Below are 14,866 nucleotides of genomic sequence, written 5' to 3' on the forward strand. Positions count from 1 at the left end.
GCCCGATGCTGCCCTGACGCCCGTCGGCACCGCCCGTCTCCCGTCGCCTGGAGTGATCCGACCCATTCGCCTCGTGACGCCCGAGCGGCCGAGCGACGCGGGAGGTGAGAGAGGTGCCCGGCGCTGCCCCGGCGGAGACAACGCCCCCCACGGCCAGGCAGGAGGCCGCACGCCTGCGGTCCCTGCGCCGCTACGAGATACTCGACACGCCCTCGGACGGGACCTTCGACCGGGTGGCGAGCCTGGCGGCACGCCTGTTCGAGGTACCGGTCGCCACCGTGTCCTTCGTCGACTCCGACCGCGTGTGGTTCAAGGCCGTCCACGGCCTGGCGGGCCTGCGGCAGGTCCCCCGCGGCCCGGGACTGTGCGCCTCGGTCGTCCGCGAGGGCCGCCCGGTCGTCGTCCACGACACGCTGGCGGACCCGGAGACGGCCGCCCACCCGCTGGTCGCCGGCCCGCCGGGGGTGCGGTTCTACGCGGGCGCGCCCCTGACCACCCCCGACGGTCACCACCTGGGCACGGTCGCGCTGCTGGACACCCGGCCCCGGTCGTTCTCCGAGGAGGACGTGGCCACCCTCCGCGACCTCGCGCAGATCGTGGAGGACTCGCTGGAGCTGCGCCTGGCCGCGGCCCGGCAGGTCCGCTGGGAGCAGGCGCGCCGACGGGCGGAGCAGCAGGCGCGGCAGCGGGCCGAGCACGACAAGCAGAGCCTCGCGGTGATGGCGCGCGCCCTGCAGAGCACGCTGTCCCCTCCGTCGCTGCCCACCGTCCCCGGGCTGGAACTGGCCTGCCACTACCGGACCGCCTCACCCCAGGAGGTGGGCGGCGACTTCTACGACGTGTTCGGGCTCGGGGACGGCAGGTGGGCGTTCTTCCTGGGTGACGTGTGCGGCAAGGGCGCCGAGGCCGCCGCGGTGACCTCGCTCGCCCGCTACGCCCTGCGCGCGGCGGCCCAGGTCGACCCCGACCCGCAGACGGTGCTCGGCGCGCTCAACACCTCCCTGCTGCTGGACGCCCGGGCGGGCAGCAGGTTCTGCACGGCCGTCTACGGCACGCTCACGCCGCAGGCCGACGGCAGCGTGCGCGTCTCACTGGGTACCGGCGGGCACCCGCCGGCCTACCACCTGGTCCCCGGGGACGGCGGCACGGCGCGGGTGCACGCGGTGCGTCCGCCGGGCGGCATGCTGATCGGGGCGCTGCCGGAGGCGACGTTCGCCGCCACGGAGCTGCGGTTGGCGCCCGGCGAGAGCCTGCTGTTCTACACCGACGGGCTCACCGAGGCGCGCACCTGCGAGGGCGGGATGCTCGGGGACCGCGGCCTGGTGGACTTCCTCTCCCGCCGTACCGGTGCGCCGACCGCCGCCGCGGTGGTGGAGGACACCGTGGCGCTGCTGGAAGGCCTCCCCGACGACTGCGCCGACGACGTTGCCCTACTGGCCGTGAGCGTCCCGGTTGCCGCACCGGAGGCCAGGACCACGACGACTGCCCGCACCTGCGCCGGCGAGGAGACCGGCGCCCCTCTGGAGCGAGACGAGTGAGCGAGACACTTCACTGCACCGTCCGGGACGTCCACGGCACCGTCGCGGTGGCCGAGGTCGCCGGCGACATGGACATGGACACCGCGCCACGGTTGCGCAGCGCGGCCCTCGCCCTGCTGGAGGAGGGCCGCCACCACCTGGTGCTGGACCTCTCCGGGGTCGAGTTCTGCGACTCCTCCGGGCTGAACGTGATCATCGGGGTGTGGCGGTGCACCCGGCAGGCGGCGGGTTCCCTCTCGCTGGTAGCGGTCCCGGACCGGCTGCACCGCCTGCTGGACATCACCGGCATGGCCCCGCTGCTGCCCACGTACGCCACCGAGGAGGAGGCGCTCAGGGCCGCAGGCCAGGCGCGGCAGGGGCAGGACACCGGCTGACGCACGCCCAGGGCGGCCGCGCACCCGCTGCGCCGGACTTTGCCCGGGGGCTCCGCCCCCTCGCCGAAGCAGCCCCGGATCCGTCCGGGGGCCGTGCGGCGGGCTGACGGCGCTGCGCCGAACGCCGGGCACAACGCGCATCCGGGCGGAGCCGGCGGCACTATCGAAGGGGCCGTGACCGGCGCCACCGCGGTGTGCGGGCCGGGACCACGGGCCGTCGGAGGCCGTGCGCTGCCGCACGGCGTGGTCGGCACCGATCGGAGCGGGCGTGAGCGGAACGGAGGGTGCGGGGGCCGCTCGCGCCGGGGCGCGCGGCAGGTTCACCGCCGCGCGCGGACGCGTCCCCATCAACCTGCCGGAGCTGCTCTCCCTCAACCGGACCGGCACCTTCGACTACGACCTGGACGCGGGCACCATGGCGCTGGACGCCGGGGGCCTGGCGGTACTCGACCTGTCCCCGGGGGAGTTCGACGGCTCCCCCCGCGCCCTGTCCCTGCGCCTGCCGCCCTCGGAGGCGGGGCGGCTGGAGGCCGCGGTGTGGCGCGCCATGGAGACCGGGGCCCCGGACTTCGGGGTGTACTTCCGCATCCGCTGCCGGGACGGGACGCTGCGCTGGACGCACTCCCAGGGCCGCATCCTGCGGGACGGGGACGGCCGGGCGCACCGCGTCGTCGGGCTGGTGCGCGAGGCCACCACCGAACTCGCGGACGCGGCGCTGCTGCGGTCCCTGCGGGAGGGGCGTGAGCGCCGGACCGCAGTGGTGCAGCAGACCACGGCGGCGCTGGCGCGCGCCATGACGGTGCGGGACGTCACCCGGGTCCTGACCGACGCCGGCGGGCCCGAGCGCTTCGGTGCCGCGGCGCTGGTGCTGGGGCTGACCGAGGGCGGACGTCTCCACATCATCGCGGCGACCGGCCTGGCCGCGGAGGTACCGGCCGGGATCGCGCACGCCGCCCTCAGCCACGACCTGCCGCTCGCCGACGCCGTGCTCACCCGCCGCCCGCGGTTCTTCGCCTCCCTCGCCGAGGTCTTCGCCCGCTACCCGCACGCCGGCACCTACCTCGGCCGGGCCCCCACCGGCTCGGCCGCCTTCCTGCCGCTGATCGCGCAGGCGGAGGTCATCGGCGGGCTGGGCCTGTTGCAGTGGGAGGCCCGGCCGCAGTCCGCCGAGGACCGCGACCTCGCCCTGGCACTGGCCGGGGTGGTGGCCCAGTCCCTGCAGCGCGCCACCCTCCTGGACTCCGAGCGCGGCTTCGCCCGCGAACTGCAGCGCATCATGCTGCCGCGCGGGGTGCCGGCGGTGGACGGCGCCCGGGTCGCCGTGCGGTACCACGCCGCGCCCAGCGGCCGGGAGATCGGCGGCGACTGGTACGACGTCCTGCCGCTGCCGTCCGGCCGGGTGGGCCTGGTGGTGGGCGACGTACAGGGCCACGACACGCACGCGACCGCCGTCATGGGGCAGCTGAGGACCGCGCTGCGGGCCTTCGCCGGCGAGGGCCACTCACCGGACAGCGTGCTGGTGCGGACCTCGCGGTACCTGGCGGACATGGAGACCGAGCGCTTCGCCACCTGCACCTACGTCCAGATGGACCTGGAGACCGGCCTGCTGCGGCTGGCCCGCGCGGGGCACTGGGGCCCGCTGCTCAGCGACGGGCTGGGGGCGGTGGACCAGCCGGCGGTCGAAGGGGGGCTGCCGCTGGGCACGGCCACGCTCTTCGGCCGGGAGCAGTTTCCCGTCTCGGAGTTGTTCCTGGAGCCCGGCTCGACGCTCCTGCTGTACACCGACGGGCTGGTCGAGCAGCCGGGGCTCTCCATCGACGAGGGCCTGGACGCACTGGCGGCGGCGGTGCGGGAGGGCCCCACGGACCTGGAGACGTTGGCCGACCACCTCTCCCACCGGTTGTGGGAGCGGCCCGGGGCGCAGGACGACATGGTGGTCCTGTTGCTCCAGCGGCTGCGGACCTCGGTGGCCCGTCCGGCCCGGCGGCTGCGGCTGCACGTGCACCAGGCGGAGCCGGGCCGGACCTCGGAGGCGCGGGCCGCGGTCCGCAGGTGTCTCCAGCAGTGGGGGGTGTCCGCCCGCGCCCACGACGTCGAGGTCGTGGCGACGGAGATGGTCACCAACGCGCTGACCCACACCGATGCCGGCGCGCTGCTCTCGATGGTGCTGTGCACCGGGCCGCCCCGCGTGGTCCGGCTGGAGGTGGAGGACCGCTCCAGCCACCCGCCCCAGCTGCGCCGCCCCGGCGAGACCGGTACCGCGGGCCGCGGGCTGATGATGATCGACGCGCTCGCCGACCGGTGGGGGACGGAGTCCCGCGGCACGGGCAAGGCCGTGTGGTGCGAGTTCGCCGTCTGAAAGGGGCGGGGGCGGGGACGGCGGGACGGGGCGGAGCCGGGCGCGCCGGCTGAGGCGGCGGGGAACGCCGGCTGAGGCGGCACCGGGCTCCGGCCCGCGGCCCCGGACGTCCGTCGGGTGCACGTCCGTCGCGGGGGCGCGGGTCCGTCAGGGCCTCACTTGCCGAACCAGACGGTGGTGGCGTTGCAGAACTCGCGGATGCCGTGGCCGGCCAGCTCCCGGCCGTACCCGGAGCGCTTGACGCCGCCGAACGGGAGGGCGGGGTGGGAGGCGGTCATGCCGTTGAAGAAGACGCCGCCCGCCTGCAGGTCGCGCACCAGGCGCTCCTGTTCCGCGCTGTCGTTGGTCCACGCGTTGGAGCTGAGGCCGAAGGGCGTGTCGTTGGCGACGGCGATCGCCTCGTCGAGGTCGGCCACGCGGTGCAGGGTGGCGACGGGGCCGAAGGTCTCCTCCTGGTGGATGCGCATCTCGCGGGTGATGCCGCTGAGCACGGTGGGCTCGTAGAACCAGCCCTCGCTCAGGTGCGGCGGGCGCCTGCCGCCGCACAGCGCCCGGGCGCCGCGGTGCAGGGCGTCGTCGACCAGTTCCTCCAGGTCGGAGCGGCCCGCTTCGCTGGCGAGGGGGCCGACGTCGGTCTTCTCGTCCATGGGGTCGCCGACGGTGAGGGCCGCCATCCGCTCGGTGAAGCGCTCGGCGAAGGCCTCGTAGACGTCGGTGTGGACGATGAAGCGCTTGGCCGCTATGCAGGACTGGCCGTTGTTCTGGACCCGGGCGGTCACCGCGGTGCCGGCGGCGGCGTCGAGGTCGGCTGAGGGCAGGACGAGGAAGGGGTCGCTGCCACCCAGTTCGAGGACGGTGTGCTTGACCTCGTCCCCCGCGGTGGAGGCCACGGACCGGCCCGCCGGCTCGCTGCCGGTGAGGGTGGCGGCGACCACCCGCGGGTCGCGCAGCACGCCCTCCACGGCCCGGGAGCCGATCAGGAGGGTCTGGAAACAGCCCTCGGGGTAGCCGGCGCGGCGGAAGAGGTCCTCCAGGTACAGGGCGGTCTGCGGCACGTTGGAGGCGTGCTTGAGCAGCCCCACGTTGCCGGCCATGAGCGCGGGCGCGGCGAAGCGGACGACCTGCCAGAGCGGGAAGTTCCACGGCATCACGGCGAGGACCGGTCCGAGCGGGCGGTAGCGCACGTAGGCGGAGCGGGCCCCGGAGTCGGCGACGTCCGCCGGCTCGGGCCGTTCGTCGGCCAGCAGTTCCGCCGCGTGCTCGGCGTACCAGCGCATCGCCTTGACGCACTTGGCCGCCTCCGCGCGGGCGGCGGCCAGGGTCTTGCCCATCTCGGTCGTCATGGTGCGGGCGATGGCGTCCCCGTCGGCCTCCAGCAGGTCGGCGGCGCGGCGCAGCAGGGCGGCCCGTTCCTCGAAGGAGGTGGTGCGGTAGCGCGCGAAGGCGGCGTCCGCCAGGATGAGGCGTTCCTCGATCTCGCCGTCGTTGTGCGCCTCGAAGGTCTTGACGGTCTCGCCGGTGGCGGGGTTGACGGTGGCGATGGGCATGAAGCACCTCGCTTTCGCGGTGTGGCGGGGGCCGGGGTGTCGTCCGGGCCGGTCAGGTCAGCGGCCCGGGTGAGGGCGAGGGGTCGGGGACGGGGTCGGGGCCCGGCGGCCTGGGGACCGGTGACGGGTCGGGGCCGGGCGGTCCGGGGGCCGGCGGCTGCGGCGCCGGCGGGACGGGCGGGACCGGGTTGGGCTCGGGTTCCGGTGGTACGGGGCCCGGGCCGGGTGGTACCGGGTGGGGTTCGGGCGGGTCGGGCCGGGGTCCGGGGCGGCTCGGTTCCGGGCCGGGCGCCGTGGGGTCGGCGGGTCCGCCGGGCTCGGTCGACTCCGGTGGTGCCGGGGGCGTGACCGCCCGTGCCGGCGTGGCGTCGGCGGCTGCTGCTTGCCGGTTCACGCGTGCCTCCTGGGTCTTCCTTACCGAGGGTCCATTCGGTCGCGTACCCGGCCCGGCAGGTTTCATCGCTGCCGGCCGGCCGCGGGTACCGGCCGTCGCCCTCCGGTCGCCGCCCGCGATCGCCCTGGGGTGGGGGTGCCCCCGGAGCGGGCAGCGGGGAGCGGGACCCGGGGGTGTGCGGCCGTGCGTCCCGCGGGGCGTCCTCCCCGCCGGCCGGCGGGGAGGGGCTGATGGTGGTCAGACGGCGTACGCCGGGCCCTGGATGGCGGCGAACGGGCGGGGGCACGCCTACGGTGGGCCCGTGACCGACTCTTCCCGACCTGCCGAGGCGTCTCCCCGCGGCGCTGCCGCACGCCCGGGGCGGCGCCGGCCGCCCCGGGTGGCCTGGGCCCTGGGGCTCGCGTGGTGTCTGGCGGCGGGCGGGACGGTGGCGGCGACGCCCGCCGTTCCGGCCGCCGGGCTGCCGCGTGCCGTGACGCCGCAGCCGGGCGCCCTCACACCGCAGCGACTGGCCCGCACCGGCGGCGGACGGCAGCTCCTCGTCGCCCAGGCGCCCGGTGCCCGCTCGACCCGCGGCACCCTGTCCTGGTGGGAGCGGCGCGGGCCGGGCTGGCACCGGGTGGGCACCGCGCCCGCCCGGTTCGGCGCGGGCGGGCTGGTGGAGGGGCGCCGCCGGCGCCAGTCCACCTCGACCACGCCCACCGGTCTCTTCGACCTCCCCTACGCCTTCGGCTCCCGCCGGCCGCCGGCCGGCACCCGGATGCCCTACCGCGCGGTGACGCCCCGCTCGTGGTGGTGCGAGGATCCCGGTTCGCCCTCCTACAACCGCTGGGTGGAGCCGCTGCCGCGGGACTGCGCCGCCGCGGACGCGGAGCGGCTGGCCGGCTTCCCCACCCAGTACGCACGGGCGCTGGTCGTCGGCTTCAACTACCGCCGGCCGGTGCGCGGTCGGGGGGCCGGGATCTTCCTGCACGTGAACGGCCGCGGGGCGACGGCGGGTTGCGTCTCGGTACCGGGCGGGGCGCTGGCCCGCCTGCTGACCTGGCTGCGCCCCGCCGCCCGCCCGCACCTGGTGATCGGGACGGCGGCGGGCCCGCTGGCGCCCGCGCGGAGGACGGGACGGCGGTAGCCGGGGCGGTCACCGCCTTTCCGCGTCCCCCTCGAACAGCACCGCGAGCCCGTCGAGGCAGCGGTGGAGGCCGAACTCGAAGAGGGCGTCGAGGTCGAAGTCGTACCCCTCCGCGTCGAGCCGGGTCAGGTGGGGGAGTTCGCCGGTCGCCAGCAGCTGCGACCAGGTCCCGTTCTGGGTCTGCAACCAGCTCTCGCTGTCCATCCCGCTCCGGGCCTCCTCCTCCGCCTCGGACTCCAGGTTCAGGGCGGTGCCGCGGACGTGGTTGACGAGGGTGAGGTAGACGGTGAAGGCGGTGGAGCCGTCCAGGCCGAGCCCGTCGAGCGCGGGCGGCTCAGGCACAGGAGCTGCCGCCCGGTGGCGCCGCCGGGTACGCCCCCGCCGGCGCCCTCGCCATCCGGCTGCGGACCGCCTCGATGCGGGCGATGAACCGGTGGCCGGTGCGGCAGGTGATGTCCCGCCAGTTCGCCAAGGCCGGGAACATCGACCTGCCCGACTACGGCATGCCGGCCCTGGTGTGAGGCGGGTCGTGGCAGGTCCGCACGGGCGGCACCGCAGGGCCTCGCAGTCTCAGGCCGTCCCGTAGACCCGGCGGGCGTTGCCGGCCGCCACCATGGCCGCGACCCGCCGGGCATCTGCCGCCGACCAGGCGCCGTCGTCCACCCACTGCGTCAGCACCTGAGCCAGCGCCCGCCGGAACAGCCGGCTGCCCAGCAGGTAGTGCTCGGGCAGGGCGTAGGCGTCGGTGGAGAACAACAGCTTGCCGAACGGCGCGAGTTCGAGGAACTCGGCGAGCACCGCCGCAGCGCGCGGACCGGTGTGGGTCAGGGCCAGACCGACGTCGGCGTGGACGTGGGGGAAGACGGACGCCAGGTACGCCGCCTGCCGGTGGTACGGGTAGCAGTGCAGCAGCACCAACGGGGTGCCGGTGTCGGCGGTGGCCCGCGCGAAGTCGGTCAGGAGGGCCGGGTCGGCGTGGTCGATACGCAGGTCGGGGTCGCCGAGACCGGTGTGCAGCTGGAGGGGGCGGCCGGTGCGGACGGCCAGCCACAGCAGGTGGCGCAGCAGTACCGGGTCGGTGAGCCGTCCGCCGCCGGCCGCCAGCCAGGCCCGTGCTGCCCGCAGCGTGCGGGCGCTTTCCGGGGGCGTTGCCGCAAGCGCCAAGCCGTGGCGGTAGGCCGCGACCGACTTGAAACCGGCTGCCGCGCCCGCTGCCTCGGTGACCGCCCGTCCGATCCGCTCCAGCAGCTCCGCCGGGTCGGTGGCCCGGGCGGTGAGCCGCTCCGCCAGCGTCTCCAGCCTGACGATCTCCCGCCCGACCGCCGCCTCCTGCCCGCCGGGCCCCGGGTCCGCCGAGTGGACCGGGCCGCCCGAGGAGGCCGTCTCCTGCGGGCCGGTGAGGTCCCCGGGCAGCCCGGTGTCCACCAGGAAGGTGGCGATGCCGGTGGCGGCGAGCAGGCGCCGCCGCACCTCGCCGGGGCCCAGCTCGGCGCGGCGCGCCAGGTACTCCTCGGGTGCGCAGTGCGCCGGCAGGTCCAGCTCCGGCGCGCACCAGCGGCGTACCGCGAACCCGGCCTGGGTGTCGAAGTAGGTGGTGCCGGGCCCGGCAGGCCGGGCCGCCTCCGTCAGGTGGGCCTCGAAGGCCGCCCGGTCCAGGGGGCCGCGCAGCAGTCCGTGGCAGTGGTGGTCCACCAGCGGCGGCAGCGAGAGGTCCAGTGGTTCCGGGGCGGCGGGCACGGCGGGCTCAGTAGCGCCAGCGGGTGGCGGCCACGAGCTCCTCGGGGCCGTGGTCGGCGAGTTGGGACGCCTCCGCCCGGCGTACGGCGATCACGGCGCCGTGCAGCACGTCACCGAGCGCCTCGCGCAGGACAGCGTCCGTCTCCAGCCGTCCGGTCGCCTCCGAGAGGGTCGCGGGCAGCCGGGAGATGCCGCGGGCGGCGCGCTCCTGACGGCCCAGTTCCTCGGGGTCCCCGACGACGGGCGGCGGCAGCTGGACCTTCCCCTCGATGCCGGAGAGACCGGCGGCGATCACCGTGCCGACGACCAGGTAGGGGTTGGCCGCCGCGTCGAAGCACTTGATCTCGGCGTGCCCCCCGTCGGGGTCGTCCGGAGCGCCGGGCACCAGGCGCAGCGCCGCCTCGCGGTTCTCCACTCCCCAGCAGCGGTAGACGCCGGCCCAGCGGGAGGGCGCCAGACGCAGGTAGCTGGCGGGTGAGGGGCAGCCGATCGCGAGCAGTGCGGGCAGGGACTCCAGGATGCCGCCGAGGAACCGCATGGCGTCCTGCGCCAGGCCGAACTCCGCGTCGGCGGCGCGGTGCAGGCTCACTCCCTCCCGCGCCAGGCTCAGGTGCAGGTGCGCGCCGTTGCCGACCTGGCCGGCGACCACGGAGGGCGCGAAGCTGGCCCGCAGGCCGTGGCGGAGGGAGACGGCGCGGATGGTCTCGCGCACCAGGAGCACCTCGTCGGCGGCGGCCACCGGGTCGGAGGCCGCGGTGGAGACCTCGAACTGGCCGGGGGCGTTCTCCGGGTGGATCTGGAGGACGTCGACCCCTTGGGCGAGCAGCGCCTCGGTGACGTCGCGCAGGTAGTCGGAGAGCTCGACCAGCCGCGTCATGCCGTAGGCGGGGCCCCGGCAGGCGTAGCCCTGGAGGTCGGGGTCGGGGGCGTCCTCACGGACGACCACCCACTCCGTCTCGAACCCCATGCGCAGGGTGAGTCCGGCCTCGGCCGCCCGGGCGGCCATTCGGCGGGCGAACTGGCGCTGGCAGGCCGGGTGGGGCGTGCCCTGCTGGTCGTAGCGGTCCACCGGCGCCCAGGCCCAGCCGCTTTGGGCGGACAGGACCGTCAGCCGCTCCAGGCCGGGGAAGAGCCGCAGGTCGCCGTCGGGGCCGCCGAGGTGCGGGGAGAGGGTGATGGCGTCGTCGGAGGTGAAGACGTCGAAGACGGGGGACATGCCGACCCCGCGTGCGGCCGTGTCGGGGAGCCTGCCGACCGGGATCGCCTTCACCCTGCTGATGCCGGCGTTGTCGACCCAGCCCAGCGCCACGACTGTGACGCCGTCGTCCGCCAGCTTCCGCGCCAGCGCCTGCGCCGGGTCCTTCGTCATGTCCACTGGCCGCGGTCCCATCGCCTCGCCGTCCCTCACCCGTTGCCCCCGAGACTGCCACACCTGTGGGGTGAGACTGCCACACCCGTCGGACCGGCGTCACGGCGGACCGGTGCGGGGTCAGGCGCAGTCGAACTCGCACCACACGCACTTCCCCCCGCCCCGGGGGTCCACCCCCCAGACGTCCGCCAGTCTGTCGACCAGCAGCATGCCGCGTCCCGAGACCCCCGACTCGCCGGCCTCCCGTCGCCGGGGCAGCGCGCTGGACTGGTCCACCACGTCGACGCGCAGCCGCGGCCGGTCCGCGGTGATCCTGCCGACGGTGACGCGGGCCGGGCCCTCGGTGTGCAGCAGTGCGTTGGTGATCAGTTCGTCGGCGACGAGTTCGATCTCCTCCGCGCGGCCTCCCGCACCCCAGGCCCTGACCGCCTCCCGGATCATGTGCCGGGCCGCGGTCAGCCCCTCGGGGTCGCCGGCGGCGATGGTCTGCTCCAGGGTGCCGCCGCTGCGGTGGCGCGGGGTGCCGCTGCGGCGGAGCAGCAGCAGGGCGAGGTCGTCCTCGTCGGGCCGTCCCGCAGAGGCCTCCACCAGGCTCTCGGCGAGTTGTTCCACCTCCAGGGAGCCGTGGCGGACGTCCTGGCAGAGCCGGTGCAGGGACTCCTCCATGTCCTCGCCCGGGCGCTCCACCAGACCGTCGGTGAAGAGCAGCAGGGTCTCGCCGGCGGCGAGCCGCAGGGTGGTGACCGGGTAGTCGAACCTGCCCAGTTCCCGGGAGAGGCCGAGCGGCACACCGCCCGCGGTGGGCAGCGGGCGGCAGATGCCGTCGGCGTGGCGCAGCAGCGGTTCGACGTGGCCGGCGCGGACGATCTGCATGACGCCGGAGGCGAGGTCGGCCTCGACGTAGGAACAGGTGGCGAAGAGGTCGGTGTCCAGCTCCTCCAGGAAGGTGGAGGCCCGGGTCATGACGGTGGCCGCCGAGTGGCCCTCGGTGGCGTAGGCGCGCAGGACGATCCGCAACTGCCCCATGACGGCGGCGGCCTGGGTGTCGTGGCCCTGGACGTCGCCGATCACTGCGGCGACCCGGCCGCCCGGCAGCGGGATCACGTCGTACCAGTCGCCGCCGATGTCGCGCCCCAGCCGGGCGGAGCGGTAGCGGACCGCGATCTCCGCGCCGGGGACCCTGGGGATGCGGCGCGGCAGCATGGCCTTCTGGAGCTGCTCGGCCAGGTCGTGCTCCTGGTCGTAGAGCGTGGCGCGGGCCAGGCTCTGGGCGATGCTGCTGCCCAGGGCCAGCATGACGTTGCGGTCGGCGGCGGTGAAGAGCTGCTCCTCGCGGTAGAACAGGCCCATCACGCCGATGGCACGGCCCTGGACGACCAGCGGCAGGTAGACGGCGGACCCGATGTCCAGGGGTTCGATGTGCGGCCAGAAGCGGGGGTAGCCGCGGGCGAACTCGCCGCGGGTCCCGATGAAGCGCGGGGTGAGGGTGCGGACGACCTCGGCCATGGGGTAGGCGTCGCCGATGTGGGCGAGCTGGCCGCCCTGGAGGAAGAGGCCCTCCTCCGTCTCTGCCAGGAGCTTGATACGCCCGGCCTCGACCAGCCCCAGGACCAGGTTCTGCACCCCGAGTCTGCTCAGCCCCTCGGTCTCGGTCAGCACCTCGACCAGTTCCCGGACGGTGCCCGCGTGGGCGAGCGCCTGCGTGGTGCGCTCGACGACGCTGGTGTGGCGGCGGCGCTGCTCGTCGACGCGGACCCGCTGGACGGCGTCGTCGTACTCCTGCCCGGCGTCGCGGATGACGCCGATGACGCGCCGGGGCCGGCCCTCCTCGTCGCGGCGGATACTGCCCTGGGTGTGGGCCCAGCCCTCGGTTCCGTCGCTGCGCTCGACGCGGAAGTAGGCACCGTAGGCGTCGCTGCCGCCCTCCAGGGCCGCGGCGACGAGGTCGTTGATGCGTTTCTGCTCGCGTTGTGGCATGCGGGCGCCGAGGGATTCGGGCCGGCCGTCGAAGTCGTCGGGCGAGAGGTCCATGACGCTCAGCGCCGTGGCGTCCACGTGCAGCAGTCCGCTGTCCAGGTCCCAGTCGAACCCGCCCATGCCGTTGAGCGCCAGCGTCAGGTCCGGGTGTGCGGGCCAGTCCTCCGGCAGGGAGAGAGTGGGCGACTTCGCTCTCCGGTCGGCCATGGTGTCACTCTCCCACATATATCCGTTTTCTACCTGTATGGGAGTAGGGCGGAGTGACTGTCCGGCCGGCCCGGAGCAGCCTCGGCCGTGACACCCGCCACGCTCACGGAACGTTTCCGCCGCGATCCGGCCCGCAGTCGCGGCAGCGCGTCCGAATTGTCCTGACTGATGGGTCAGTCGAATCACAACGCCCCTGTTGTTCTGCGGAAAGTACCCTCCGTGACGTTGTGGTCATCTCAACGCCCCTGCTACGGTCACCGGCCATGGAGGAACATCCCGGAGCCCGGGTGCACGACGACGCAGGCGTCGTGACCGAGCGGGTGAGAAAAGTGATCGACGGCCTCGGCTGGACCCGTCGCGAGTTCGCCCGCCGAATCGTGATGGACCCCTCGAAGCTCTCCCGCTCCCTCAGCGGCACGCGGCGGTTCACCGTCGCCGAGATCGTGCGCATCGCGCACGTCGGCGAGGTGGACGCCGGCTGGCTGCTGGGCTCGGACACCGCCCCGCCGCACGTCGCCGTGGAACGGGAACCGGCGGCCCTCCCCGAGGGGGGACGGCCGCTGCAGATCGTGCGCGAGACGGTGCGGCTCATCGCCGAGCAGGGCTTCGGGGCCGTCAGGGTGACGGACATCGCCACGGCCTGCGGCACCAGCACCGCCACCATCCACTACCACTTCCCCGGCCGCGACGAACTGCTCGAGGCCGCCGTGCGGTGGTGCATGGACGAGGACACCGCGCAGCGTGCCGCCGCACCGGACGAGGCGGCCGACGCCCGCGAGGAGCTGATGCGGCTCATCGCCCTCCAGACGCCCCGCACCGAGCAGCAGCGCCGGCAGTGGCTGGTCTGGCTCGACCTGTGGGGTCAGGCCGCCCGCTCCACCGCGGTCGGCCGCCTGCACGAGCACTACTACCGGCAGTGGCGGGCCACCGTCGCCGACGTGATCCGCCGCGGTGCCGAGCACGGGGTCTTCCCCCGGGTCGACCCCGAGTTCACGGCGCTGCGCCTGACCGCCCTCATCGACGGCCTCGCCACCCAGGTGCTGGCCACCGCCCCCGACAGCACCACCCCGGACCGCATGCACGAGGCCCTGCTGGCCTTCGTCGAGCGGGAACTGCCGATCCCGTGAGCCGCCCGGGGCCCAGCGCCCCGGGCCCCGGCCGTCCACTCCCCCACCCGTCCGTCGTCCGCCACCGCCGGACGGTACTTCGCCCTGGCGCCGGACGGGCGCCTGCCCTGCCGTCCCGCCGGCCGTCCCCGCGACCGCCGGCGCCCCGGCGGCATGTCCCCAACCCCAGCAACTCCCGTGAAAGGGGCTCGCCTTGAACGACGAGGTCATCATCACCTGTGCGCTCACCGGCGCCGGCGACACCGTCTCCCGCTCCCCGCACGTACCCGTCACCCCCGAGCAGATCGCCGCCTCCGCCGTGGAGGCGGCCGGCGCCGGCGCCGCCGTGGTCCACATCCACGTCCGCGATCCCGAGACCGGCGCCCCCTCCCGCGACCCCCGCCTCTACGCCGAGGTGGTCGAGCGGATCAAGGAGACCGGCACCGACGTCGTCATCAACCTGACCGCGGGGATGGGCGGCGACCTGGTCGTCGACCCGGACGAGCCGCTGAAGGTCCTGCCGGGCACCGATCTCGTCGGCGGCCTGGAGCGCCTGCCGCACGTCGAGGAACTGCTGCCCGACATCTGCACCCTGGACTGCGGCTCGCTCAACTTCGGCGACGGCTCCAACCTCTACGTCTCCACCCCCGACATGCTCCGCGCGGGCGCCCGCCGCATCCAGGAGCTCGGTGTGCGGCCCGAGTTGGAGATCTTCGACACCGGCCAGCTCTGGTTCGCCAAGCAGCTCCTGGCCGAGGGTCTGCTGGACGACCCCACCGTCTTCCAGCTCTGCATGGGCATCCCGTGGGGCGCGCCCGCCGATCCGGGTGTGCTGCAGTCGATGGTCAACATGCTGCCGCCCGGCGCCCAGTGGGCCAGCTTCGCCCTCGGCCGCATGCAGATGCCGTGGGTCGCCCAGTCGATCCTGCTCGGCGGCAACGTCCGCGTCGGCCTGGAGGACAACCTCTACCTCAGCCGCGGGGTCAAGGCCACCAACGGCCAGTTGGTGGAGCGCGCCGTCACCCTCACCGAGTCCCTCGGCGCCCGGGTCGCCACCCCCGACGAGGCACGCGTCCGGCTGGGCCTGAAGCCGCGCAGCTGACCGCCCCGCCCCGTCCCACCATCCCCG

General features: G+C 75.1%; 11 protein-coding genes. 6 read left to right on the plus strand and 5 right to left on the minus strand.

What is annotated here, in order from left to right:
* Positions 1–113: 113 nt before the first annotated feature.
* The 3 genes from ACFV3R_RS17930 to ACFV3R_RS17940 all read left to right on the plus strand — a co-directional run bounded on the left by ACFV3R_RS17930 (position 114) and on the right by ACFV3R_RS17940 (position 4,271).
* Positions 114–1,538 (plus strand): PP2C family protein-serine/threonine phosphatase, encoded by a 1,425-nt coding sequence (locus ACFV3R_RS17930; protein ID WP_385583148.1) that lies wholly within the window; start codon positions 114–116, stop codon positions 1,536–1,538.
* Positions 1,535–1,912 (plus strand): STAS domain-containing protein, encoded by a 378-nt coding sequence (locus tag ACFV3R_RS17935; RefSeq protein WP_385583151.1) that lies wholly within the window; start codon positions 1,535–1,537, stop codon positions 1,910–1,912. Before ACFV3R_RS17930 ends, ACFV3R_RS17935 begins: the two co-directional genes overlap by 4 nt.
* 268 nt (positions 1,913–2,180) lie before the next feature.
* Positions 2,181–4,271 carry a SpoIIE family protein phosphatase gene (locus tag ACFV3R_RS17940; RefSeq protein WP_385583154.1) on the plus strand — a complete coding sequence of 697 codons (2,091 nt, stop codon included), beginning with the start codon at positions 2,181–2,183 and terminating at the stop codon, positions 4,269–4,271.
* Positions 4,272–4,426: 155 nt separating this feature from the next.
* On the opposite strand, the gene ACFV3R_RS17945 is transcribed toward ACFV3R_RS17940, so the two are convergent.
* Positions 4,427–5,818: an NADP-dependent succinic semialdehyde dehydrogenase gene (locus ACFV3R_RS17945; RefSeq protein ID WP_385583156.1), complete on the minus strand. Its 1,392-nt coding sequence runs from the start codon at positions 5,816–5,818 to the stop codon at positions 4,427–4,429.
* An 854-nt stretch (positions 5,819–6,672) separates the two neighbouring features.
* Between ACFV3R_RS17945 and ACFV3R_RS17950 the strand changes: the two genes are divergently transcribed.
* Positions 6,673–7,341, plus strand: a complete 669-nt coding sequence (locus ACFV3R_RS17950; RefSeq protein ID WP_385583378.1) for a L,D-transpeptidase — start codon at positions 6,673–6,675, stop codon at positions 7,339–7,341.
* A gap of 9 nt (positions 7,342–7,350) precedes the next feature.
* Here ACFV3R_RS17950 and ACFV3R_RS17955 read toward each other — a convergent pair whose 3' ends face one another.
* The 4 genes from ACFV3R_RS17955 to ACFV3R_RS17970 all read right to left on the minus strand — a co-directional run bounded on the left by ACFV3R_RS17955 (position 7,351) and on the right by ACFV3R_RS17970 (position 12,631).
* Positions 7,351–7,683, minus strand: coding sequence for a TetR/AcrR family transcriptional regulator C-terminal domain-containing protein (locus ACFV3R_RS17955; RefSeq protein WP_385583159.1), 333 nt, complete (start codon positions 7,681–7,683; stop codon positions 7,351–7,353).
* A 228-nt stretch (positions 7,684–7,911) separates the two neighbouring features.
* Positions 7,912–9,078 carry an amidohydrolase family protein gene (locus ACFV3R_RS17960; protein ID WP_385583162.1) on the minus strand — a complete coding sequence of 389 codons (1,167 nt, stop codon included), beginning with the start codon at positions 9,076–9,078 and terminating at the stop codon, positions 7,912–7,914.
* Positions 9,079–9,085: 7 nt separating this feature from the next.
* Positions 9,086–10,468: a glutamine synthetase family protein gene (locus ACFV3R_RS17965; RefSeq protein WP_385583164.1), complete on the minus strand. Its 1,383-nt coding sequence runs from the start codon at positions 10,466–10,468 to the stop codon at positions 9,086–9,088.
* Positions 10,469–10,567: 99 nt separating this feature from the next.
* Positions 10,568–12,631: a SpoIIE family protein phosphatase gene (locus ACFV3R_RS17970; RefSeq protein WP_385583166.1), complete on the minus strand. Its 2,064-nt coding sequence runs from the start codon at positions 12,629–12,631 to the stop codon at positions 10,568–10,570.
* A gap of 263 nt (positions 12,632–12,894) precedes the next feature.
* Here ACFV3R_RS17970 and ACFV3R_RS17975 point away from each other — a divergent pair, with 263 nt between their 5' ends.
* Both ACFV3R_RS17975 and ACFV3R_RS17980 read left to right on the plus strand, forming a co-directional pair.
* The gene (locus ACFV3R_RS17975; RefSeq protein WP_385583170.1) at positions 12,895–13,758 is read left to right on the plus strand and encodes a TetR/AcrR family transcriptional regulator; all 864 of its coding nucleotides are present in this window, start codon (positions 12,895–12,897) and stop codon (positions 13,756–13,758) included.
* A gap of 193 nt (positions 13,759–13,951) precedes the next feature.
* Positions 13,952–14,839: a 3-keto-5-aminohexanoate cleavage protein gene (locus ACFV3R_RS17980; protein ID WP_385583172.1), complete on the plus strand. Its 888-nt coding sequence runs from the start codon at positions 13,952–13,954 to the stop codon at positions 14,837–14,839.
* Positions 14,840–14,866: the final 27 nt, after the last annotated feature.

The organism is Streptomyces sp. NPDC059740 (assembly GCF_042733155.1).
Lineage (GTDB): Bacteria > Actinomycetota > Actinomycetes > Streptomycetales > Streptomycetaceae > Streptomyces.

Excerpts from the sequence above, each read along its gene's own strand:
- ACFV3R_RS17945 (WP_385583156.1), bottom strand. The coding sequence starts at position 5,818 with ATGCCCATCGCCACCGTCAACCCCGCCACCGGCGAGACCGTCAAGACC.
- ACFV3R_RS17970 (WP_385583166.1), bottom strand. The coding sequence starts at position 12,631 with ATGGCCGACCGGAGAGCGAAGTCGCCCACTCTCTCCCTGCCGGAGGAC.
- ACFV3R_RS17965 (WP_385583164.1), bottom strand. The coding sequence starts at position 10,468 with ATGGGACCGCGGCCAGTGGACATGACGAAGGACCCGGCGCAGGCGCTG.
- ACFV3R_RS17975 (WP_385583170.1), top strand. The coding sequence starts at position 12,895 with ATGGAGGAACATCCCGGAGCCCGGGTGCACGACGACGCAGGCGTCGTG.